Origin of the sequence: Pseudomonas sp. WS 5027 (genome assembly GCF_012985695.1) — a bacterium.
In the GTDB taxonomy this organism is placed as follows: Bacteria; Pseudomonadota; Gammaproteobacteria; order Pseudomonadales; family Pseudomonadaceae; genus Aquipseudomonas; species Aquipseudomonas hygromyciniae.
This window is the reverse complement of the sequence record NZ_JAAQWU010000015.1, coordinates 18,494-41,945: the sequence shown is the minus strand read 5'-3', so window position 1 is coordinate 41,945 and position 23,452 is coordinate 18,494. Positions and strand designations below refer to the sequence as shown.

20 protein-coding genes are annotated in these 23,452 nt (G+C 61.9%); 9 read left to right on the top strand and 11 right to left on the bottom strand.

Annotated features, from left to right (window positions below; genetic code table 11):
• Nucleotides 1–3: 3 nt before the first annotated feature.
• Genes HBO09_RS18660 through HBO09_RS18640 form a run of 5 tightly spaced genes read right to left on the bottom strand, consistent with a single transcriptional unit; the run spans nt 4 to nt 4,260 of the window.
• Nucleotides 4–648, bottom strand: coding sequence for a tetratricopeptide repeat protein (locus HBO09_RS18660; protein ID WP_169996092.1), 645 nt, complete (start codon nt 646–648; stop codon nt 4–6).
• Nucleotides 645–1,454 carry an SDR family oxidoreductase gene (locus HBO09_RS18655; RefSeq protein ID WP_169996090.1) on the bottom strand — a complete coding sequence of 270 codons (810 nt, stop codon included), beginning with the start codon at nt 1,452–1,454 and terminating at the stop codon, nt 645–647. The genes HBO09_RS18660 and HBO09_RS18655 overlap by 4 nt, the downstream gene beginning before the upstream one ends.
• The gene (locus tag HBO09_RS18650) at nt 1,441–2,115 is read right to left on the bottom strand and encodes an iron-containing redox enzyme family protein (RefSeq protein WP_169996088.1); all 675 of its coding nucleotides are present in this window, start codon (nt 2,113–2,115) and stop codon (nt 1,441–1,443) included. The genes HBO09_RS18655 and HBO09_RS18650 overlap by 14 nt, the downstream gene beginning before the upstream one ends.
• Complete coding sequence (locus tag HBO09_RS18645) at nt 2,112–3,593, bottom strand: AMP-binding protein (protein ID WP_169996086.1); 1,482 nt, start codon at nt 3,591–3,593, stop codon at nt 2,112–2,114. Before HBO09_RS18645 ends, HBO09_RS18650 begins: the two co-directional genes overlap by 4 nt.
• Nucleotides 3,583–4,260, bottom strand: coding sequence for a thermostable hemolysin (locus HBO09_RS18640; protein ID WP_169996084.1), 678 nt, complete (start codon nt 4,258–4,260; stop codon nt 3,583–3,585). Before HBO09_RS18640 ends, HBO09_RS18645 begins: the two co-directional genes overlap by 11 nt.
• Before the next feature lie 189 nt (nt 4,261–4,449).
• Here HBO09_RS18640 and HBO09_RS18635 point away from each other — a divergent pair, with 189 nt between their 5' ends.
• Together HBO09_RS18635 and ggt are read left to right on the top strand one after the other, a co-directional pair.
• Nucleotides 4,450–5,001, top strand: coding sequence for a cytochrome b (locus tag HBO09_RS18635; RefSeq protein WP_169996082.1), 552 nt, complete (start codon nt 4,450–4,452; stop codon nt 4,999–5,001).
• Between the two features lie 247 nt (nt 5,002–5,248).
• Nucleotides 5,249–7,093 (top strand): gamma-glutamyltransferase, encoded by a 1,845-nt coding sequence (gene ggt / locus HBO09_RS18630; protein ID WP_169996080.1) that lies wholly within the window; start codon nt 5,249–5,251, stop codon nt 7,091–7,093.
• A gap of 161 nt (nt 7,094–7,254) precedes the next feature.
• On the opposite strand, the gene ddlA is transcribed toward ggt, so the two are convergent.
• A complete protein-coding gene (ddlA, locus tag HBO09_RS18625; protein ID WP_169996078.1) occupies nt 7,255–8,349 on the bottom strand; it encodes a D-alanine--D-alanine ligase in 1,095 nt (364 codons plus the stop codon).
• Between the two features lie 154 nt (nt 8,350–8,503).
• Between ddlA and HBO09_RS18620 the strand changes: the two genes are divergently transcribed.
• A complete protein-coding gene (locus HBO09_RS18620) occupies nt 8,504–9,313 on the top strand; it encodes an AraC family transcriptional regulator (RefSeq protein ID WP_169996076.1) in 810 nt (269 codons plus the stop codon).
• Nucleotides 9,314–9,420: 107 nt separating this feature from the next.
• On the opposite strand, the gene HBO09_RS18615 is transcribed toward HBO09_RS18620, so the two are convergent.
• Nucleotides 9,421–10,821, bottom strand: coding sequence for an MFS transporter (locus tag HBO09_RS18615; protein WP_169996074.1), 1,401 nt, complete (start codon nt 10,819–10,821; stop codon nt 9,421–9,423).
• Between the two features lie 94 nt (nt 10,822–10,915).
• Here HBO09_RS18615 and HBO09_RS18610 point away from each other — a divergent pair, with 94 nt between their 5' ends.
• Both HBO09_RS18610 and HBO09_RS18605 read left to right on the top strand, forming a co-directional pair.
• Nucleotides 10,916–11,800: a LysR family transcriptional regulator gene (locus HBO09_RS18610; RefSeq protein WP_169996073.1), complete on the top strand. Its 885-nt coding sequence runs from the start codon at nt 10,916–10,918 to the stop codon at nt 11,798–11,800.
• Between the two features lie 72 nt (nt 11,801–11,872).
• Complete coding sequence (locus tag HBO09_RS18605; RefSeq protein ID WP_169996071.1) at nt 11,873–12,388, top strand: GNAT family N-acetyltransferase; 516 nt, start codon at nt 11,873–11,875, stop codon at nt 12,386–12,388.
• A 16-nt stretch (nt 12,389–12,404) separates the two neighbouring features.
• On the opposite strand, the gene HBO09_RS18600 is transcribed toward HBO09_RS18605, so the two are convergent.
• A complete protein-coding gene (locus tag HBO09_RS18600; RefSeq protein ID WP_169996069.1) occupies nt 12,405–13,721 on the bottom strand; it encodes a PAS domain-containing methyl-accepting chemotaxis protein in 1,317 nt (438 codons plus the stop codon).
• Nucleotides 13,722–13,825: 104 nt separating this feature from the next.
• On the bottom strand, nt 13,826–14,158 hold the full coding sequence (locus HBO09_RS18595) for a DUF2790 domain-containing protein (RefSeq protein WP_169996067.1): 333 nt from the start codon (nt 14,156–14,158) through the stop codon (nt 13,826–13,828).
• 258 nt (nt 14,159–14,416) lie between these two features.
• Here HBO09_RS18595 and HBO09_RS18590 point away from each other — a divergent pair, with 258 nt between their 5' ends.
• The 4 genes from HBO09_RS18590 to HBO09_RS18575 all read left to right on the top strand — a co-directional run bounded on the left by HBO09_RS18590 (nt 14,417) and on the right by HBO09_RS18575 (nt 18,427).
• Complete coding sequence (locus HBO09_RS18590) at nt 14,417–15,745, top strand: OprD family porin (RefSeq protein WP_169996065.1); 1,329 nt, start codon at nt 14,417–14,419, stop codon at nt 15,743–15,745.
• A gap of 174 nt (nt 15,746–15,919) precedes the next feature.
• A complete protein-coding gene (locus HBO09_RS18585) occupies nt 15,920–16,114 on the top strand; it encodes a hypothetical protein (protein WP_169996063.1) in 195 nt (64 codons plus the stop codon).
• Nucleotides 16,115–16,349: 235 nt separating this feature from the next.
• The gene (locus HBO09_RS18580) at nt 16,350–17,024 is read left to right on the top strand and encodes a heavy metal response regulator transcription factor (protein ID WP_169996061.1); all 675 of its coding nucleotides are present in this window, start codon (nt 16,350–16,352) and stop codon (nt 17,022–17,024) included.
• Nucleotides 17,021–18,427 (top strand): heavy metal sensor histidine kinase, encoded by a 1,407-nt coding sequence (locus HBO09_RS18575; RefSeq protein ID WP_169996059.1) that lies wholly within the window; start codon nt 17,021–17,023, stop codon nt 18,425–18,427. Before HBO09_RS18580 ends, HBO09_RS18575 begins: the two co-directional genes overlap by 4 nt.
• Nucleotides 18,428–19,112: 685 nt before the next feature.
• On the opposite strand, the gene HBO09_RS18570 is transcribed toward HBO09_RS18575, so the two are convergent.
• The gene (locus HBO09_RS18570) at nt 19,113–22,259 is read right to left on the bottom strand and encodes a CusA/CzcA family heavy metal efflux RND transporter (protein WP_169996057.1); all 3,147 of its coding nucleotides are present in this window, start codon (nt 22,257–22,259) and stop codon (nt 19,113–19,115) included.
• 18 nt (nt 22,260–22,277) lie between these two features.
• Nucleotides 22,278–23,441, bottom strand: a complete 1,164-nt coding sequence (locus HBO09_RS18565; RefSeq protein ID WP_169996055.1) for an efflux RND transporter periplasmic adaptor subunit — start codon at nt 23,439–23,441, stop codon at nt 22,278–22,280.
• Nucleotides 23,442–23,452: the final 11 nt, after the last annotated feature.

Genomic DNA, 23,452 nt, shown 5'->3' with positions numbered 1-23,452 from the left:
CTGTTATTTGAGTTTCTTGTTCACGTCCACCAGTAACGCGGCGATTTCCGCGCGACGGCCGGCATCGGCGCTTTCACGGCCTGGCCGAGGGCGTGCCTGCAGGGCTTTTTGCAGCGCGTCCCGGGCTTGAGCGTAGCGTTTCTGACGGTAGAGGTGATCGCCCCAGAAGTACAGGCTGTCGATGCCCTCAGGATTAAGCTGCAGCGCCTTTTTGAGCAACTGTTCTGCCTGTTCACTATCGCCGAAGCCGATTGGCCAACCCGGAACACGATCATACAGCGCCGCCAAACTGGTATAGGCCGAGCCTTGAAGGGCTTGAGGGTCAAGGCTCAAGGACTTTTCCAGATCGGCCTTGGCATCCTTGGCCTTGCCCAGCGCGCCGAGCCCACCCTGCGCACCGGCCCAACTGCTGGTGACAATACCTTTCCAGATCCAGGCTTCGGCGACGGCCGGACGTTCGCGGGTGAATGTGCTGGCTTGCGAGGACAGTTGCTCGAATGCATCGGCGCGCTGGTCCTGCGGTATTTCATACTGGATGTGTGCCCAACGCTGCTGAATATCGCTCAGGCGCTGCTGATCGGCGGCGTCCAGCGCCCACACGCTCTGACTCAATACGCCCAGGAGTAGGCAGGCATAGATTTTTTTCATGATGTTGGCGGCTCGCTGTCAGTTTTTTTGCTCAGGTGTCGGATCAGCGGCAATTGCTTGCGCAAGCCTCGATCCACCAAATGCGGTAGCAGACTGTTGAGGCGCACGAAAAACCGCTCCGGCCACCCCAGGTAGAGATCACGACGGTCACCGGCAATCGCGTGGATGACCGCTGCAGCCACGGCCTGCGGATCGTCCACACTGGCTTTGAGTGCATCATTGAGGGCTTGTGCCGACTCGCTGTTCATCGACGTGCGCGTGGCGCGGGGTGCCACATACAGGACACTGACCCGGGTGTCTGCCAGTTCCCGACGCAACGCTTCGGAAAAACCACGCAAGGCAAACTTGGTCGCGCAGTAACTCGCATAACCTGGATAACCGATCGAACCGTAAGTGGAGCCCACGTTGACCACCATGGCGCTGTCCGCCTGTTTGAGCAGTGGCAACAACAGTTTGGTCAGGCAGATCGGCGCGCTGATATTCACCGCCAGCATTGCGTTGATCTCGCTGTCATCGAGCTGTTCGATCATGCCGAAGTGATTGACCCCGGCGGCGTTGATCAGCAAGTTGATATCGCCCATGGTCTGTGCCATCGAAAACACCTTACGCCGCTCGCTCAAGACGGTCAGGTCGGCGGACACCCATGCAATCTGCTGCGGATAGCGCTCCAAAAGGGGCGCCAATGCTTGCGAATGCCTGGCCACGGCCAAGACCCGAGCGCCGGCCGCGCACAAGGCGCCGACGATGGCCAGGCCAATGCCACCGCTGGCACCGGCCACGACCACCCGCGCGTCATGCAGCTGCATGTTGCCCCTCCACATCGCGGGACAGGCCGCGGAACATATCGGTGTACAAGCGATACACGACTTTCGAGGCGTGAATCACCGCCTCTTGATCGTCCCGATCTTCCAGCTGGTTCATCAGGCGACGATAGGTCTGCATGTGCTCAATATCGAGCGAGCCATGGGAGCTCAGATAACTGAAGGCCGTTTCCGGCAACCCCAGGCGCGTGCGAATGCTGCCCGCCGCGTGGGTTGCCAGTGCAATGCTGGTGCCTTCGAGTACATTGACCATGCCAAACAGGCCGACCGGGTTGCCACGGGCGATCAGGTCATAGAGATAACTGACCATTAACTCAATCGACAGCGACGGCTGGCCATCGCGTACGGCAATGCGGTCGCCACCACAGGCGACAATGTCGTCGAGCACCCACTGTTCATGGCCGTACTCCTCTTCGATGTACTCACACACGGCTTTGCGCAGCCACTCCAGACGGGCGGGTAGACGCGCACCGCATGCCATCATCAGCGGCACCGTATGGCGCACGTGGTAATAAGCCTGGACCAGAAACGCCCGATAGCTCTCAAGGCTCACATCGCCTCGTAGCGCACTGACAATGATGGGCAGGTTGAACAGTTCGTGACGCTCCTGTTGCGTGGCGTCTTGCAGCTCGTCGAAAAAATTCATGACATCGATTCCTGGGAAAGAACGGCTTGAGTGAGTTGTGTGCGGTGCTGCGCCACAATGGCATCGCGGCGCGGACGGCCGTTGGCGGTGAGCAGGCCATTGGCAGCCGTGAATGGTTGGGTCAGGCGCGTCCAGCTATGCACCCGGGCGTAATCGGGTAAGGTCTCGTTGGCCTGGGCGACCGCGAAGTCCAACTGCGCATCGCTGCAATCGGGTCGATGGGGCCAGAGCAAGGCGTGGTTGCGCGCCAGCGCCTCGCCGTACACAAAGGCTTGGGCGATGTGATTGCGCTGGGTCAGTTCGGACTCAACCCATTCTGGGTTGACGTTGCGCCCGAAACTGGTGACGAACTGATGTTTCTTGCGCCCCTTGAGGTAGAGAAAGCCCTGGGAATCGAACTCGCCGATATCCCCGCTCGGCCACCACTCTTCGCTGTAGGCGGGCTCACCGAGATAGCCGAGCAAGTTCGTGCCCTTGATCAACACTTCTCCGTCCTCGGCCAGTTTCACTTGCGCATGGGGCAAGGGTTGGCCGACGCTGCCCGGGCGGCACAGACCGGGACGATTCAGGCAGACCACCGAGGCGCACTCCGATAATCCGTACCCTTCATAGACGGGCACCCCCACGCGCTGCGCACGCTGCAGCAAGTCCTCGCACACCCGCGCCCCACCCACCGCTACAAAGCGCAGGTTCTGCGGATTGAACCCCTTCTGTTCGGCAGCACCGACCAATAGTTGCAGCAGTTGCGGCACCAAAATCAGGCTCTGCGGCTGGCGAGCGGCCAGGCAACCCAGCAGCCGCGGGACATCGACACTGCTGGCGCCTTGAATGCCCAGGACGTCCTGACTCGGCAAGCTCAACGTCGCCCCCGCGTAGAGCGCGGCGTAGCAACCGAGATTCTCTAGCAGGATCGCCAGCGGCAGCAGCGACAGGTGATGCCGCGAATCGCTGGATTTACTCGCCTGGTCCAACTCCCGTGCAACCCGCAGCAGGCTTTGCGCACTCAGACACACGCCTTTGGGGGTACCGGTGGTGCCGGAGGTGAAGGTCAGCTTGGCGGTACCGGCAGGCATCTGGTTGGGGCCACTAAACGTGCGGCACCAGAACTCGCCCTGCTGGTGATAACCGCCGGCAATTAACTCGTGCGCAAGCTCCGGCCCTGCGATCACACGTTCGGCCTGACTCTGCTCAAGGCAATGGGCACGCTGCGCCGGGCTGAAAAACGGTGGCAGCGTCACGCAGGTCAGGCCCTCGAACAAAATGGCCAAGTCCCAGAGCATGGCTTCGACGCCGTTGTCCTGGGCCAGCGCGATCACCTGCACATGCTCATCGCGCAAGCGCTGCTGGCGATACATCACCTCCGCATAGAGGGTGGCGTAGTCAAGCTTGAGGGTATCGCCCCACAGCGCGACGCCGCTGGGTTCGCGCTCGGCATGCTGGAGCAAGGTTTGTTTAAATCGTTGCAATTCAAGCGACATGAAAAGCTCCTTCCATCGAGGTCGACAGCCCTAAGCGGTTGAACAGCCCCATGTTGCGCAGATGGACAAACCCGCTGCGGATGTTGCCCACATGTACCCAAGGCTTACTCTCGTAGTAACTGCCCCAACTGTGACGGTCGTCCCCCAGGCGCTCCGGATCGGCGGCGCACAGGGTCACCGGTTTCAAACCCAGGCGGTGGAAGCTGTTGACCAGGCCGATACTGCCGGTAAAGGTCACCCATTCCAGGCCCCCCATGGCCAGCAAATAGGTGATGGCCACGATGCTCAGGCGTGCACTGCCGGTATCGCTGGCGGCAAGGTTGCCAACCTCGACAATCCCGGTGCGCTCCACATCACGACCTGCCGCCGCACTGATCAGCGGCTCAATGGGTTGATCCAGGTATCGCTCAAGAAACAGCGGCTCCACTTGCGCGCGGCGTACCCCTGCCACTGCGCACAGCTCGCCATCGCCGTTGTGCATCCCAAACAGCTCAGGCATGAAATGGCGGATGTCGGCACCGTGGGCTTTTTGAAAGCGCTGTTGGATAAACGATTCGAACAACGGGCGCTGAGGGTCGTCCGGCAACGCACTTGAGAGTGTCATTTGCGGCACGTGGGCCTGACCAAAGTGCAGGGGCAGGCGGATATTCCAGTCAACAAGGGTCATGGGCAAGACGCCTCCCTTAATAGGTGTGGGAGGAGTATCCAAGCCATTTCTTAACGAAGTCTGAAGGTGAGAAGGCTGCCTTCAGAATGTCTTAAGACGGGTGTTGCAAAGTGCCCATCGGTTCGACGCAACCGGATCAAGGCCGCCAAACCCATTGGCCGCCACTTACGCTGAGTCACGAGGCCCTTTATGACCACCAATAAGGTCGTCACCCGTTATGCAAGACTGTCGATCATCATGCACTGGCTGATGCTGGTGCTGTTTGTCTGCGTGTACGCATGCATCGAACTCAAGGGTTTTATGCCCCGAGGAAGCGACGCAAGAAGCCTGCTGCTCGGCTTGCACGGGGTGTTCGGCCTGAGCATTTTTGCGTTGGTCTGGGTGCGCCTGTTAGGCCGCCTGACGCCGCGCCCCCCTATCACCCCCCAGCCACCGACCTGGCAATCTGGCTTGTCACACCTGATGCACCTGGCCCTCTATGGCTTAATGATCATCACGCCATTACTGGCTTGGCTGATGCTCACCGCTGGCGGTAAACCGTTCCCGTATTGGGGGTTCCAGATGCCGACACTACTGGCGGTCAATCCCGACCTGGCCAAGCAGTTCAAGTACTGGCACGAGCTGCTCGGCAGCGCCGGCTACTGGCTGATCGGCCTGCACGCTGGCGCCGGATTGCTCCATCACTACTGGCTGCGGGATAACACCCTGACACGCATGTTGCCACGGCGTCACCAACGCTAATCCTTCAGTCAACCATCATGCTCGCGGTGCAGCGCAGCATGATGGGGGCGCACATGGGCGTTAAGGCCCAATCGGTAATGAACGCGTCTTGCCCCCATGGGACTTGCGCAATATCGATTCTGTTACCCATCGGTTTTTGACGCTCCTGCATCCCCGCTGTTAGTGTCCGCCCTCCTTCCCCGCAGATATCTGCCAGGTGCGACTTACCCGCAAAGCATCACCCCAGGGACAACAGATCATTCTCAAAATGAACGGAGTTCAGCGCGTGCTTTTCAACCTACGCTTGCAGCGCCTTACCAGCCTTTCGGTGATCGTCGCCGCCCTCAGCCTCAGCGCCTGCCACAGCGCCAGCAGCCCCGACTTGCCGCCCGCCCCGGAGCTGGGTTCGGGCTATCGCACCGATATGACAGTACGTCACGCCGAGAGCCATATGGCGGCGGCAGCCAACCCGCTGGCAGCCGAAGCCGGGCGCACGATTCTGCGCCAGGGTGGCTCGGCCATCGATGCGGCCATCGCCATGCAGGCGGTGCTGACACTGGTGGAGCCGCAGTCCTCGGGGATCGGCGGTGGCGCCTTTATCATGCTGTGGGATGGCAAGCAGGTTCGGGCCTATGACGGCCGTGAAACCGCACCGGCCGGCGCCACGGCCGATATGCTGCTCAATGCCGACGGCACGCCGATGGCGTTTGCCCAGGCGCAGATCGGTGGTCGGTCGGTCGCCACCCCTGGTGTCCTGCGCGCGCTGAAGATGGCCCACGAACAAAGCGGCCGCCTGCCCTGGGCGCAGTTGTTTGCGCCGGCGATCCAGCTGTCCGAGCAAGGCTTTGCGATTTCTGCGCGCCTGCACAGCCTGATCGCCGCCGACCGCTACATCAGCCAGTCACCAGACATGGCGGCGTATTTTCTCAATGCCGACGGCAGCCCGAAAGCCACGGGCACCCTGTTGAAAAACCCGGCGTTGGCCAATGTATTCAAACGTATCGCCAAGGAAGGGCCCGACGCGCTTTACCACGGTCCGATCGCCGAGGAGATTGCACGCAAGGTCCAGGGCCATCACAACACTGGCCGCCTCGCGTTGAACGATCTGCAGGCCTACCGCGCCAAGGAGCGCACGCCGCTGTGTACCGACTACAAGCGCTGGCAGGTGTGCGGCATGCCGCCGCCGTCTTCGGGCGGGGTGGCCATTGCGCAGATCCTCGGCACCTTGCAGGCCCTCGAAGCCCGCGACCCGCGCTGGGCCCTGGCGCCGCTCAAACCTGTGAAGACAACGACTGCCGCTGGCCTGGAACCTGTGCCCACCGCCGTGCACCTGATTGCCGAGGCCGATCGCCTGGCCTACGCCGACCGCGCACAATATGTGGCCGATGAAGACTTCGTTCCCGTACCGGTCGCGGGCCTCGTCGCCCCCGGCTATCTGGCCAGCCGCGCGGCATTGATTGGCGAGCGCAGCATGGGCGTGGCCAAGCCCGGCCAACCGGCGGGGGTTCAGGTGGCTTACGCGCCGGATCGCTCGCCACTGCGTATATCCACCTCGCAAGTGGTCACCGTGGATGACCAGGGCGGCGCGGTGTCGATGACCACCACCATCGAAGCCGCGTTCGGCTCCCACGTGATGGTCCAGGGCTTCCTGCTGAATAATCAGATGACGGACTTTTCCTTTATCCCCGAAGAAAACGGCCAGCCAGTGGCCAACCGTATCGAGCCGGGCAAACGCCCGCGTTCGTCCATGGCGCCGACCCTGGTCTTCGACCGCCAAAGCGGCGAGCTGCTGGCCACGGTCGGCTCTCCCGGCGGATCGCAGATCATCGAATACGTGAGCAAATCCCTGGTGGGCATGCTCGACTGGAACCTCGACCCGCAAGCCTCCATCAGCCTGCCCAACTTCGGCAGCCGCAACGGCGCGACCGAGCTGGAGCAAGGGCTGTTCAGCGCGCAATTGAAAGCGGCCCTCAAGGACCGTGGGCACGCCTTGAGCGAGATCGATATGACCAGCGGTACCCAGGCCATCGTGCGAGTGCGCGATGCCCAGGGCAAGGCGACCTGGAGTGGCGGCGCAGATCCACGGCGTGAGGGTGAGGCGTTGGGTGATTGAGAGCCAGCCCGGGTGGCGAGGGGGCTCGTCCCCGCTGGGCTGCGCAGCAGTCCCAATAAGGCCCACCGAGTAGTGTCAGGCACACCGAGGTGGCTGGTTTTGGGGCTGCTGCGCATCCCAGCGGGGGACGAGCCCCCTCGCCACAGTCCTTGGTCCGTCCCTTAGCGGCTGATCTTCAAGCCCTTGCGTGCAGTGTGCCGCTCCAGCGCCAGCTCGATCAAGCGGCTGACCAGTTCGCTGTAGCTCATCCCCGCCGCCTGCCACAACTTGGGGTACATGCTGATGCGGGTGAAACCGGGCAATGAGTTGACCTCGTTGATCAAGACTTCACCGTCTTCACACAGAAACACATCAACCCGCGCCAGCCCGGCGCAGCCCAGCACTTCAAACGCCTCAACGGCCAGGGCACGGATGCGCTCGCTGGCCTCGACGCTGATGTCGGCCGGCACCAGCACTTGCGCGGCCTGGTCGTCGATGTATTTGCTGTCGTAGGAATAGAAGCCGTCACGGACCACGATCTCGCCGCAACCGCTGGCGACGGGACGCTCGTTGCCCAGCACCGCGCATTCGATTTCCCGGCCTTTGACGGCCGATTCCACCAGTACTTTTTCATCGAAGCCCAAGGCCAGTTCAACAGCGGCCAGGTAGCCGGCCTCGTCAACCACCTTGCTCACGCCCACGGAGGAGCCTTGGTTGGCCGGTTTGACGAACAGCGGCAAACCGAGCTTTTGCCGGGCCTGGTCGAAGGTTGTGCACGCCGCGTTGCCACGGTTGAGGGTGATAAAGGGCGCCACGGCGATACCGGCATCGCGCAGCAGGCGTTTGCTGATGTCCTTGTCCATGCACACCGCCGAACCCAGTACATCGGAACCCACGAACGGCAGATCCGCCATGCGCAGCAATCCTTGCAGGCAACCGTCTTCGCCGAGGGTGCCGTGGACGATCGGGAAGATCACATCGACATGCTCCAGCAAGCCCTGGCCCGAGGTTTCCACCAGTTGTTGGCTGGCCTTGCCCGGCACTACCGCCAGCTCGCGGTTGGACTGGTTGAGGGCGATCAGCGCAGGGTTTTCCTGGTTGAGCAGGAAGTTCGAGGTGTCATTGAGGTGCCAGTGGCCAGCCTTGTCGATGCCAATCAGCACCGGTTCGAAACGCGTGCGGTCGAGGGCGTCGACGATGTTGCGTGCCGACTGCAACGACACTTCGTGCTCAGCCGAACGGCCACCAAAAATAATACCTACCCGCAACTGACTCATGACCCGGCCTCACTGTAGAAAGTAAGGCTTATTACCACGGGCCGTCAGCGCTTCGCCACCGTTGCGACCGCGCACAATCGTACAAGACCCCGGCAGACAGCCACCTCAGACTCAGTTAACGTCACTCCATCCGACATCTTTCGAAAAACATCCCATGGGCAAACTCACCGCGAATATCGACTGGCTGCACCGTGCGCCCCATGGCAGTGGCCTGGAGCGGATCGAAGCGTATTTTTCCGGGTTTGGCTTCGACCCTCATCGCCACGACACCTACGCCATTGGCCACACATTGTTCGGCGTACAGAGTTTTCATTATCGCGGCAGCCAGACCCACAGCCTGCCAGGCACGACCATGGTGATCCATCCTGATGAGGTCCACGATGGCTGGGCTGGCAGCGACGAAGGCTTCAAGTACCGGATGATTTATGTAGAGCCGGCGCTGATCCAGCAGATTCTCGGCGGCAAGCCGTTGCCCTTTATCCACAACGGGCTGTCCAACGACCCATGGCTGCACCGGGCCTGCCAGGCCTTTGTGCAGCAACTCGATTGCCCGCTGGACCCGATGCAGGAGCAGGACGCGTTGTTCGACCTGGCCCATGCCCTGAACAACGCGTCGGGTATCAGCGTCAGCCGCAAGACCTTTGATTACCAGGCCGCCGAACGGGCCCGGGAATTTATCCACAGCGCCTTGGGGTGCAGCATCACCCTTGATGAAATGGCCGCGCACTGCGGGCGGGACCGCTGGGCCTTGTCGCGGGATTTTCGCCTGTTGTTCGGCACCAGCCCCTACCGCTACCTGACCATGCGCCGCCTGGATCTGGTGCGCAACCTGCTGGGCCAGGGTCAGTCATTGGTGGATGCGGCGCTGATCGCCGGCTTCACCGACCAGAGCCACATGACCCGACAGTTTCGCAGCACCTTCGGCATACCGCCGTCGCGCTGGGTGAAGATGCTCGGCCGCTAAACTGTAGGAGCGAGCTTGCTCGCGAAAAACCTGAGAACGCCACGTTTATCCAGGATAAACGCCGTGCAGTTAAGCTCTTCGCGAGCAAGCTCGCTCCTACAGAAACCCTAAGCGGCCTCCAGAACCGGTCCCGGCCGCGATGACCTCAGTCGCAATGCCACCATCGCTCCCACCAACGCAATCCCCGCGCTCCACCACAACGCCAACTCGATCCCCTGGGCTTGCCCCACACCTGTCGCCCCACCAGCATTGGCCAGCGACACCAGCACCGCCAACCCCAGCGCGCCGCCGATCTGTTGCGTGGTCGAGGCCATGCCCGCCGCCACGCCCTGCTCTCCCGACTTGACGCCAAGGCCTGCGGCCACCCACATCGCGGTCCAGGTCATGCCTTGGCCAAGGCTCAAGACAAAGATCCCCGGCAACAACGACCAGAACCCCACCCCCGTGGGCAACGCCAGGCACACTAGGGCAATCCCCAGCGCCCCGGCCAACTGGCCGCTGACCAGGGTGTTGCGCAAGCCGATTTTGACCAGCGCGCGCTCGGCCAGCCAGATACCCAGGGTACACACCAATGTCGCCGGCAAGAACGCCAGCCCGGCCTGCAACACGCTGTAGCCGTAGACCTGCTGGTAGTACAACGCGAGGAAGTAGTACTGCACGCCAAAGCTGCTCATAAACACCGCCGTCAGCACCATGGCCATGCGTAACTCGCGGTAGCCCAGCAGACGCAGTGGCATCAACGGATCGCGGCCACGGTGTTCGATCCAGGCAAACAGCCCAAGCAAGGCCAGCGCCAACAGCATGCAGCCCAGGGTCGCGGGCGCCGTCCAGCCCCATTCCGGTCCCTGCACCAGGGCGAACACCAGCAGCGTGCCGCCGACGGTAACGGTCAACGCACCACTCACATCAAAACTGCGACCTCGGCTGCGCTCGCCGTCGGCGGGGATCCAGTAGCGCGCCGCCAGCGCACAGCCGCCCGCCAAGGGCACGTTGACCAGAAACACCGCCTCCCAACCCCACCATTGGGTCAGCACGCCGCCCAACAACGCACCCAACGCCAGCCCGGCGGCCGACGCTGCGCTCCACACCGCAAAGGCCCGGTTGCGCTGCGGCCCTTGCGCATAGTGCGTGTTGATCAACGCCAAGGTCGCCGGAAACAGCAGCGCACCGCCCACCCCTTGTACCGCGCGCGCCAGCACCAGCAACAACGCGCTGCCGCCCAGTACCGCCGCCAACGACGACAGCGCGTACAACGACTGGCCCACCCGGTACAAACGGCGTTTGCCCAGCAGGTCCGTGGCCCGGCCACCGAGCAATAGAAAACCGCCAAACGCCACGGTATACGCGCTGACCACCCACTGTAACTGTTGGGCAGAAAAGCCCAGGTGGCTGCCGATCTGCGGCAAGGCAACAAACACAATGGTCGCGTCCAGGGCGATGATCAGTTGGGCAGTGGCCAGCAACATCAGCATCCAGCTCGAGGGACGACTTGAGGGAATGGCGGGCATCACAACATCCTGTCCAAAAAAGAGTGCGGCCAGTGTCTTTCATGCCCAGCAGATGATAAATAGCCATATCACTCTTTCAGTTATGACTTTAATCATGGATCTGAACGCCGTTCGCCTGCTGGTCCGCGTCGCCGAAACCCGCAGTTTCACTCGCGCCGCCGGGGACCTGGGGCTCACCCAATCAGGCTTGTCCCGCGCCATCTCGCGCCTGGAAGCCGAGCTGGGCGTACGCCTGCTGCAACGCAACACCCGTAGCGTCAGCCTGACCCCGGATGGGCAAATGCTGTATGAACGCAGCGCGCCATTGCTGGCCGAGCTGGCCGAGACCGAAAAGCTGCTGCTCGACCGTCGCAGCACGCCCTCGGGTTTACTGAAAATCAGCACCCCGTCGCTGTTCGGGCGCAAAGTGGTGATGCCGGTCATTGGTGAGCTGACCTTACGTTACCCCGAGCTGCGCATCGAAGCGGTGATGACCGACCGTCTGGTGGATATCGTCGATGAGGGTTTCGACGCCCTGCTGCGTACCGGCGAGATCCACGACCAGCGCCTGATCGCCCGGGCCTTGACGCCCCTGCGCTGGGTGACCGTCGCCTCCCCCGCCTACCTGGCGCGCTTTGGCACCCCGCAAACCGTCGAAGAACTGCACGACCACAGTTGCCTGACCGTGCGCAACCTGCGCAGCGGGCGGATGGTGGACTGGCAGTTCATGCTCGACGGCAAGGTGCGCGATGTCAGCGTCGAGGGGCGGCTGATCTTCGACATTGGCGATGCCCTGGTGGACGGCGCGGTGGGCGGATTCGGTATTGCCCAAGTGATGGACTTTGCCGTGCGCGACGACCTCGCTGCCGGGCGCTTGGTGCCGATCCTGGAAGGCTTCGCTGGGCGCAGCCGCGCAATTTCCCTGGTGTATCCACCCTCGCGCCAGTACTCGCCGAAGCTGATCGCCTTTGCCGATGCATTGGCACAGGCGCACTGGTAGGCAGCGCTTGAATCCAGCGCCCCGAGTGTGAGAAGAAAGACTGCGCGGCCACCACCAAGAGGTTTTCCAGGGATGAACCTGACATTGACGCCCCCACAGTGGGATGACGTGAACGAGTTACTGGCGTTCGAGCTGGCGAATCGGGACTTTTTCGAAAGTTGGATCAATGCCCGGCCCGAAGCGTACTACAGCGTCGAAGGCGTACAGCGCGCCATCGAGAGCGCGCTGCTGGAGGCCAGCGAAGACCGCGCCTATCAATACTTGATCCGCGAAAACGGCGTGCTGGTGGGGCGGATCAACTTTACCCAAGTGCGCCGCCGCTATTATCACTCGGCGTCCCTGGGCTACCGCATGGGGGCCGAGTTCACCGGTCGTGGCCTGGCGCGACAAGCCGTGGCGCTGGGCCTGGAAAAAGCCTTTGGCGAGCATGCCCTTAAGCGCATCGAAGCCACTGTACGCCCGCAGAACCCGGGCTCGCTGCGGGTGTTGCAGCGCAGCGGCTTTACCCAGTATGGGCATTCACGCAAGGCGTTCCTGCTCGACGGGCAATGGTTCGACCTGTTGCTGTTCGAGGTTCATGCCCCCTGATTGGCTGGTCTTGCGTCTAGGTGGACAACTGGTTGGCAAACTGGCCAACGGCACTCACCACTTTCTGCGCGCCGTCCTGGATCTCGACGATCACCGTGCCCGCCTCTGCCGCCAGGGACAAACCCTGCTCGGCCTGTAGCCGGCCATCGGTCATCAGCGCCACGGCATCGCGGGCCATGTCCTGGTTCTGACGCACCACGCCGACGATTTCTTCCGTGGCTTTGCTGGTACGCGAGGCCAACTGCCGCACTTCATCGGCCACCACCGCAAACCCGCGCCCCTGCTCGCCGGCACGGGCCGCTTCAATCGCGGCGTTGAGCGCCAGCAGGTTGGTCTGCTCGGCAATCCCGCTGATGGTCTTGACGATAGTGCCAATCACCTGGGACTGGGCGTTGAGGGCCTCGATGCCCTCGCCAGCCTGTTCCATGTGCTTGGCCAGGTCGCGCATCACCTCCACCGCCTGGGTGACCACGGCGGTACCGCGCTGGGCACTGCTGTCGGTATGCAATGAAGTGCTGTAGGCAATGTTGGCAGCCTCGGCCACCGCGCGTTCCTGATGGATCTGGTCGGTGATCACCGTCGCGAACTTGACCACTTTGTACAGCCGGTCGTTGGCATCCAGAACCGGGTTGTAGGACGCCTCCAACCATACTTCGCGGCCATGGGCGTCAACGCGCTTGAAGCGGCCAGCGACAAATTCACCGTCGTTCAAACGTTTCCAGAAGGCTTGGTATTCAGCGCTGTTGTAATCCTGGGGCTCACAGAACATACGGTGATGTTTGCCCTGGATCTGCGCCAGGCTGTAACCCATGCCCTGGAGGAAACGCTCGTTGGCAGCCAGCACGTGACCATTGAGGTCGAACTCGATCACCGCCGTCGAACGCACCAGCGCGGTGATCAGGTTTTCGTGCTCACGGGACGCCTCGATGGTGCGGGTCAAGTCGCTGGAGTACACCGAAAACCGCTTGATGCGCCCATCCGCGCCCCGCACCGGCTGCACGATGGAGCGCAACCACGCTTCCTTGCCATTGCCACGCAGCAGGCGCACGGTGCCGGCAAAGTGTTCGCCACGGCTCAAGGCATTGCTGAAGCGCTGCTGGAACTCGTCGCGCTTCACGTGCTCTGGCACAAACCCATGGATGGCATGGCCCAGCAGGTCGCTGGACTTGTAGAGCATTTCGTCGAGGAAGTTCTGGTTGACCGACTCGATCCGGCCTTCGGGGTCGAGGCTCAGGGCCAGCATCTCGCTCTCCAGGCTTTCCTTGACCTGCTGCAGGCTGGACAGTTCTTCGCGAAGAGCGGACAGCTCCTGCTTCAAGCGGGTATTGAACATGGGGAGCACCGGAGGGCAGTCAATAGTGGATTGTCTAACCATCGGCGCTGCTGGCGTTTTCTGAAGAGGACTTGAGCCCCCGATTCAACTATTTTTTCAGTCCCTCAACTGCCGTTGTTACGGCACAAGCCCAAGACCTGATACTCAAGGGTCTTGAGTTGACCGCTGGAGTCTTCATAGGTCATGCGCGAGGGCACGACCTTGCAGGTCCGAACCGGCGGCGTGACACTCACCACCCGGGCGATATCCAGCTTCATCCCGTAGCGATAAGCCTGCACTTCAGGCACGGGTTTGCCTTGCTCGGCGGCATAACGCGCCATGGCCTCCTGGTTGTTTTGCATCAATTGCGCCATGGCGCGATCCCCACCGCCTTCGGCCATTGCCGCCATGGACAGAGAAAAAACCAGCACGCCCAGGGCTCGTGTTAAACGCTTCATTAAAGTGTCCTCGTCTGACTTCAAGTGGTTGAAAGTTCAGGATCGAGAGTAACTAACGCTTCCTGTCAGGAGCTTCACGGGCGGATTACGTATCCGTTATAAACCGCTGAACTAGCAAAATTGTAATGCCCATGCCACCTCGGCGTTATTCGCTGTTTGCAACTATGAGCCGGGCTCCCCGCATCAGGGATAGCTCTCCAATAAGAACGCCCCAGGCGACTAAAAAAGCTCATAGCTGCCAACACCGAGGAGCGATACATGCGTACTAACCGCACACTTTCCCTTTCCATCATCGCGGCACTGGCCAGCGCAACACCGCTGGCGGGCGTGGCCGCAGAAGACAAACCCGAGGGGTTTATCGAAGGCAGTACGTTGAACGTGCTGGCGCGCAACTTTTACTTCAATCGCGATGACCGCAAAGGCCAGTCCAGCCCGACCGGCAATGGCTACTCAGAGGCATGGGCCCAGGGCCTGATCGGCAAGTTCGAGTCCGGGTTCACTCAAGGCACCGTGGGGTTTGGCCTGGACGCGTTTGCGATGTACGGCCTCAAGCTCGACTCCGGCACCGGGCGCAGCGGCGCCAAGGGCTCATTCGGTATGTTGCCGGTGGACAGCGACAACCGTCCCGAAGACGACTACAGCAAACTCGGCGGCGCGCTGAAAATGCGCCTGCTGGATACCGTGGTCAAAGTCGGCGACGTCTTCCCGCAAACCCCGGTGGTGCACTACGGCGACTCACGCCTGCTGCCGGAAAGCTTTCGTGGCGTCACGCTGGAAAACACCAGCCTGGAAGGCCTGACCTTGCAAGGTGGGCGTTTGCACGCCATGAGCCAGCCAACCCAAAGCGGCATGCGTGAGGGCTTCGCGACGTTTTACGCAGGCAATGTGAATGCGCCCTGGGTCGGTTACTTCGGCGGCGACTACCAGGCCAATCAGCACTGGAGCCTGAGCCTCTACAGCAGCCGCCTCAAGGACGCGTGGGACCAGTACTACTTCGGTACAGCGGTCAATTATCCGCTGACGGAAGAGGTGGCGATGTTTGCCGGATTCAACTATTACAACGCCCAGGACGAGGGCAAGCGGTTGCTGGGCGAGCTCAACAACAATATCTGGAGCGCCAAGCTCGGGGTCAAGGTCGGCGCCCATCGCCTGGCCCTTTCCCACCAGCGCAACAACGGCAACGATGACTTCGATTACCTGCGCCAGTCAGATTCGATCTTCCTCGACAACTCGATCCAATACAGCGATTTCAACTCGCCCAAGGAACGCTCGTGGGCGTTGCGCTATGACCTGGACATGCAGACCCTGGGCATCCCGGGCCTGTCGTTCATGACTCGCTATGGCAAGGGCACCGGCGCTGACTACAGCAACGCCAACTCGGTGTACATGCGCCGCGACGCCATGGGTGACCCGCTCACCGACCAGCGCCGCTGGGAGCGCGATATCGAGGCCAAGTACGTGTTTCAGGGCGGCACTCTGAAAGACTTGTCGGTACGCATTCGCCAGGCGACGGTACGCTCCAGCGCCTTTGAATCGGACCTGGAAGAATTCCGGCTGATCATTGAATACCCGCTGGCCATCCTCTGATAACACTTAACGGCAAGTGCTTACATTCACTTGCCGTTAACTAGCACTTCTTCACAATTTGCAGTCTGTCAGAACTGTAATATGCGCCTCACGTTCTCGTTAAGTTGGCCTTCATATACTGCCTGCCTCGACCGACCGCGAACTAACGGCACGGGTCTTTTGCGGAGAAAGTTTATGAAGCCACTGCACATTTTATTCAGCGTTTTAATCGGTGCGGCATCCACCGCGGCCCTGGCCGATGACGGCGGTGAGCGTTCCCGCCAGTGGCTGGCCGAGTTTCGCCAGCAACAGCAGCAGATCCACGGCAGCCAAGCCGTGGCCGAGCAAAATCCAGCGCCCTCGGATGCATCGGCCCCAACAGCCATCTGAGCGGCGTACCCCGAGCACATTCATCTCTTGAAGCTTTTTTTGTGGAGCTCCTTTGGAAGGAGATGAATTTTTAGCGCCCTCACGGGCGCTTTTTTTTGCCCGCTCGATGCTATCCAACCCCCTCCTTGACCCTGAAGCTACTTCAAGGCTCAGAATTTTCCTACTTTGCGGACTACAGCCGTTATCCCGTGTAGCTCCCGTCACCTATTCGCTTATCAGTAAGAGGTCAATCTGCATGCGTATCCTTGTGGTTGAGGACGAACCAAAAACTGCCGACTACTTGCATCAAGGCTTGAGTGAGAGTGGTTATGTCGTCGATTGCGCCGCCAGCGGCATCGACGGCCTGCACCTGGCCGGCCAGCACCGCTATGAACTGGTGATCCTTGACGTCAACCTGCCCGGCCAGGACGGCTGGCAGGTGCTGGAACAGTTGCGCCGCGACAATACCTTGCGGGTGATGATGCTCACCGCCCGTGGGCGCCTGGCCGATAAGATCAAGGGCCTGGACATGGGCGCCGATGACTACCTGGTCAAGCCTTTCGAATTTCCCGAGTTGCTGGCCAGGGTGCGCTCGTTGCTGCGGCGCAGTGAGCCGATTGCGTTGCCGGAGATATTCCGCGTCGCCGACCTGGAGCTGGACCCGCGCCGCCACCGGGCTTACCGGGGTACGCGGCGCATCGACCTGACCACCAAGGAGTTCGCGCTGTTGCAGGTGTTGATGCGCCAGAGCGGCGAGGTTCTGACGCGTACGCAGATTATCTCGCTGGTCTGGGATATGAACTTCGACTGCGACACCAATGTGGTAGAGGTCTCGATCAGCCGGCTGCGGGCCAAGGTCGATGACCAGAGCGACGTCAAGTTGATCCATACCATTCGTGGCGTGGGTTACGTGCTGGAAGCACGCCAATGAGAACCGGCAGTCTATCCATGCGCCTGGGGCTCACCGTCAGCCTGATGGGCGCCGGCCTGGTGTTGTTGCTGGCAAGTCTGGCGTACCTGGCCCTCACCCATGAGCTGGAAAACCTTGCGCGCAAGGGCCTGGAAAGCAAGATGGAGCAGATCCAGCACAGCCTGCTGCAAGACCTCAACACCCGCGACATCAGTGCCCGGCCCCATTCACTGCTGGACCTGGTGATGGGCCATGACAACTTCTACCTGACCATCATCGGCCCGGCACCCGCCAACGCGGTGCTGCTGAGCGTCGGCGCCAGGCCCCAGGAGCCCTTGCTGCTGGACTTTACCGCCGGGAAAACCCTGGGCTTTCTGAACTGGACCGATGGCCGTGACAACCAGATCCTCAGCGCATCGAGCCTGATGCGCCTGCACACCGGGGAGAATGTGCGGGTGTTACTGTCCCTGGATCGCTCTGACGACCAGGCGTTGCTCAGTGCCTACCTGCAATCCACGGTCATCGCCCTGCCGCTGTTGCTGATCTTGATTGGCATGGGTGCGTGGTGGCTGGTGCAGCGCGGGCTCGCCCCGTTGCAGCAATTCAGCCGCGTCGCCGCTAAAGTCACCACCCAGGACCTGAGCCATCGCCTGGCCGTCGAGAATCTGCCCAGGGAACTCAACGAACTGGCCCGGGGCATCAACGTGATGCTCGATCGGCTGGATGCCGGTGTGCAGCAGCTGTCGCAATTCTCCGACGACCTGGCCCACGAACTGCGCGCGCCCTTGACCAACCTGATGGGCAAGGCCCAGGTGACGTTATCTCGCGCCCGGGCGCCCGACGAGTACAAATCGGCTCTGGAATCCAGCACCGAAGAACTGGACCGCTTGGCGCGGATCGTTGCCGACATGTTGTTTCTGGCCCAGGTCAGCCATCCGGCGGCGCGGGCTTCGTTCACCACAGTGAACCTGCGGGATGAAACGCTGCGGGTCATGGAACTGTTTGCCTTGAGCGCCGAAGACAAAGCACTGAAGTTGACCCAGGCCGGCGACGCTTGGGTCCTGGGTGATCGGCTGATGATTCAACGGGCCATTTCCAACCTGCTGTCCAACGCGATCCGCCATAGCCCGCACGGCTCTAGGATTTCATTGCAGGTCGACACCCACAATCAGCATGTAGCGCTGGCCGTGAGCAACCCGGGCCCGGGGATTGAAGCGCAACACCTGCCATACCTGTTCGAGCGCTTTTACCGCGCCGACAACAGCCGCGCCCGGTCCGAAGGCGGCACCGGGCTGGGGCTGGCGATCGTGCGCTCGATCATGAGCCTGCACCAAGGCCAGGCCGAGACCAGCAGCGTACCGGGCGGCGAGACCCAGTTCCGGCTGATATTTCCCATCCTGTCCACCACCCCGCAAGTCCCGTAGAGACCGACTCCCTTGCCCCAACAACCCCACCCCCTGCCACACCGAGCAAACAGGTTTCAGGGCGGCTCCGCCCCCCAACGGGGGACAAGCCCCCTCTCCACATTTCCCGCGCCAGCCCCCCTACTGTGGCGAGCGGGCTTGTCGGAACGCCGCATCGCCCGCGCTGGGCTGCGCAGCAGCCCCAACAAACCCACCCCAGTTCCCCCTGACACACCGAGCAAGCAGGTTTCAGGGCGGCTTCGCCACCCAACGGGGGACAAGCCCCCTCTCCACAACAAGCCCCCTCTCCACAGTAAGCCGGCAACTCTCCACATTTCCCGCGCCAGCCACCCCCCCTGTGGCGAGCGGGCTTGCCCCGCGCTGGGCTGCGCAGCAGCCCCAACAAGTCCACCCCAGTTTCGCCAGACACACCGCGCAAGCAGGTTTTAGGGCGGCTTCGCCCCCCAACGGGGGACAAGCCCCCTCTCCACAACAAGCCCCTCTCCACAGTAAGCCGGCAACTCCACATTTCCCGCGCCAACCACCCTACTGTGGCGAGCGGGCTTGCCCCGCGCTGGGCTGCGCAGCAGCCCCAACAAGTCCACCCCAGTTTCGCCAGGCACACCGAGCAAGCAGGTTTTAGGGCGGCTTCGCCACCCAACGGGGGACAAGCCCCCTCTCCACAGTAAGCCCGTCCAGCGCGAGATCAAGACACCGGCTCTTCATCGCGCCGATGGGCCCACTGGTAAAGCGCTGGCAACACCAGCAAGGTCAGCAAGGTCGACGAGATAATCCCGCCAATCACCACCGTCGCCAGTGGCCGTTGCACTTCAGCGCCGGTGCCGGTGGCCAGGGCCATGGGGATAAACCCGAGGGACGCCACCAACGCCGTCATCAACACCGGGCGCAAGCGGGTCAAGGCTCCTTCATTGATCGCCACCGACAACGAACGCCCCTCCTCACGCAGGTTGCGGATAAACGCGATCATCACCAGGCCATTGAGCACCGCCACCCCCGACAACGCGATAAACCCCACACCGGCAGAAATCGACAACGGAATATCGCGCAACCACAGCGCCATGATCCCACCGGTCAACGCAAAGGGAATCCCGGTGAATACCAGCAGCCCATCCTTAAGGTTGTTGAACATCATGAACAGCAAGCCGAACACCAGCAGCAACGCCACCGGCACCACGATCTGCAGGCGCTCGGAGGCTTCCTTGAGCTGTTCGAACTGGCCGCCCCAGGTTGTCCAGTAGCCGGCGGGGATCTTCACCTGCGCGGCCATCACGCGTTCGGCTTCTGCGACAAACGAGCCGATGTCCCGCCCGCGCACGTTGGCACTGACAACCACCAGGCGCTTGCCGTTTTCGCGGCTGATCTGGTTCGGGCCCAGCACCAGGTCCAGGCTGGCCACTTGCGACAGGGCGATAAATCCCAGTTGCCCCGTGGTATTGCCGGCCAGCGCCGGAATCGGGATCAAGAGCCGCGACAAGCCCTCGATATCGGTACGCAGGGTTTCCGACAACCGCACCACCATGTCAAAACGCCGGTCGCCTTCGTACATCGTGCCGGCCTGGCGCCCGCCCACGGCGACGGCGATGATGTCTTGCACATCGCCCACATTCAGGCCAAAGCGTGCGGCCTTGTCACGGTCGATATTGATGGTCAGCACCGGCAGGCCGGAGGTCTGTTCTACTTTCACTTCCGAGGCGCCATCGAGCTTGCGCAAGGTTTCGGCAATTTCCCCGGCGGTGGTGTTCAGCACGTCCCGATCATCGCCAAAAACCTTCACCGCCACGTCACTGCGCACCCCGGAAATCAGCTCGTTGAAACGCAACTGGATCGGTTGCGACAGCTCGTACTGGCTACCCGGCACAATCGCACTGGCGCGCTGGATATCGGCGATCAAGGCTTCGCGGGATTTTTTCGGGTCCGGCCACTGCTCCTTGGGCTTGAGCATCAGATAGGCGTCGGAAATATTCGGCGGCATCGGGTCTGAGGCAATTTCTGCGGTGCCGGTACGGGCAAATACCCGCTGGATTTCCGGCACCTGCGCCATCAAGGTTTTTTCCAGTTGCTGCTGCATCTGCACCGATTGCGTCAGGCTGGTGCCCGGTACGCGCAAGGCTTGCAGGGCGAAGTCACCTTCGCTGAGGCTGGGGATAAACTCGCTGCCCATGCGGCTGGCCACTGCGCCAGACATCACGATGGTCAACAGCGCCAGGCCAAACGCCCAGGTACGGTGCGCCATCACCCAATCCAGCACCGGCGCATAACCGCGGCGCGCGTTGCGCATCACCCAGTTTTCGTCTTCCTTGACCTTGCCGGTGACGAACAGCGCAATCGCCGCCGGCACGAAGGTCACCGACAGAATCATCGCGCCCAACAAGGCCAGGACCACGGTGAACGCCATGGGATGGAACATTTTCCCGGCAACGCCGGTCAGGGCGAAGATCGGCAGGTACACCACCATGATGATCAGTTGCCCGAAGATCAGCGCACGGCGCGCCTCCTTGGCCGCGGCGAACACTTCGTGCAGGCGCTCGCTGCGGGTCAGCAGGCGGCCGTGACGTTGCTGCGCATGGGCCAGGCGGCGGATGGCGTTCTCGACGATCACCACCGCGCCATCGACGATAATCCCGAAATCCAGGGCCCCCAGGCTCATCAGGTTGGCGCTGACCTTGTTGGTGAACATGCCGGTAAAGGTGAACAACATGGCCAGGGGAATCACCATCGCGGTAATCAACGCCGCGCGGATGTTGCCCAGGAACAGGAACAGAATCACGATCACCAGCAGCGCACCTTCGAAGAGGTTTTTCTTCACGGTGGCGATGGCTTTTTCTACCAGGTTGGTGCGGTCGTAGACCGTGACCGCCACCACGCCTTCGGGCAGGGAGCGGTTGATCTCTTCGAGTTTTTTCGCCACGGCCTGGGACACGGTGCGGCTGTTTTCGCCGATCAGCATGAAGACCGTACCGAGCACCACTTCGCGGCCATTTTCGGTGGCCGCGCCGGTGCGCAACTCACGACCGATATCGACCTGGGCCACATTGCGCACGCGGATCGGCGTGCCATCCACGGTGTTGATCACGATATTGGCGATGTCATCGATGGACGCCACTTGCCCCGGCGCGCGGATCAGCAATTGCTCGCCGCTGCGCTCGATGTAACCGGCGCCGACGTTGGCGTTGTTGCGCTCAAGCGCCGTCACCAGGTCGTTCAAGGTCAGGTTGTACGCGGCCAGGCGCTTGGGGTCCGGGGCGATCTGGTATTCCTTGGCGAAGCCGCCAATTGTGTTGATCTCGGCAACGCCGGGCACGTTGCGCAACTGCGGCTTGATGATCCAGTCCTGGATCACCCGCAGGTCCGTCGGGGTGTAGGCCGAGCCGTCTTCCTTGCGTGCGCCGTCTTCAGCTTCCACGGTCCACAGGAAGATTTCCCCAAGCCCCGTGGAAATCGGCCCCATGGCCGTTTCGATACCGTCCGGCAATTGTTCGCGGGCCACCTGCAAGCGCTCGTTGACCAGTTGCCGGGCGAAGAACAGGTCGGTGCCGTCCTTGAAGATCACCGTGACCTGGGACAGCCCCGAACGCGACAGCGAACGGGTCTGCTGCAAGCCCGGCAAACCGGCCATGGCGGTTTCGATAGGAAAGGTGATGCGCTGTTCGGTTTCCAGCGGTGAAAAGCCGGGCGCCGCCGAGTTGATCTGCACCTGGACGTTGGTGATGTCCGGTACCGCGTCGATCGGTAGTTTCTGGTAGCTGGCGATGCCAACACCGGCCATCAACAACACCGCCAGCAGCACGATAATGCGCTGCTCGATGGCAAATTGAATCAGACGTTCAAACATGGGGAATCACTCGCAGGATCAATGGGCGTGCTCGGCCGAAGCCTTGCCCAGCTCGGACTTGAGGACGAAGCTGCCAACGGTCGCCACCTCGGCGCCGGCCTCCAGGCCCTGGCGCACTTCGACAAAGCCGTTTTCACTGACACCCAGTTCAACGTGGCGGGTGACGAAACCTTCGGCGGTGCGCACAAACAGCGACGGTTTGTCTTCCACGGTCTGGATCGCGTCCACCGGCACGGTGACCGCCGCCGGGTAGCTATCCGTCGCCACTTGCACCGCTACGAACAACCCGGGGCGCCACGAGTCATCGGGGTTGGCCACGCTGACCCGCACCGTTGCGGTACGCGTCTGCTCGCCCAGCAAGTTGCCGACATAGGCCACGGTGCCCATCACCTCGGTGCCCATTTCCGCCGAGCTGACCTTCACCGGCCGACCAACCTGGACCTTGTTCAGATCCTTGGGGAATACGCCAAACGTGACCCACACCTGGGACAGGTCCGACAGGGTGAAAGCGGCACTGGTCTCACTCACTACCTCGCCGACGCCCAGGTGTTTTTCCACCACCACCCCGGCAAACGGCGCACGCAATTCATAGCGATTGCCGCCGGCCAGGACCGCGCTGCCACTCAGGGCGTTCATCTTTTGCCGGGCGTTGTTCAGGGCTATCTCCGCTTCTTGCAGGGTCTGGCGCGCCAGCAGGTAATCCTGTTCGGCGGAGATCTTGTCCTGCCACAACTGGCGCTCACGCTGGAAGGTGGTGCGGGCCAGTTCGACCCGGCGTTGGCTGGCCGCCAACTCGCTGCGCTGATCAGAAATCTGCTGGCTGGCGATCACCGCCAACAGCTCGCCCTGCTTGACCTTCTGCCCTAGATTGACCTTGACCGACTCCACCACACCCGCCGCACGGGGCACGATATGGGAGGTGCGGTCTTCGTCGAATCGCACCTCGCCGGGCAACGACAGCAGTGTGCTGATTTGTCGGGGTTGGGCCTTGGCCAGTTGAATACCGGCGGCCTGGATCTGCTGCTCATTGAGCACCAGCACACCCTCCTCCTCTGCGTCCTCCGGCGCTTCGGCGTGCGCCACCGGTGCCTGAGGCGCCACGCTGGTGGCCGGCCAAAACGCCATCGCCCCGAGGGCAATGGCCGCTGCAACAGCCAAAGCCAGGCCTTGTTGTTTGTTCATGGGAAACTCCT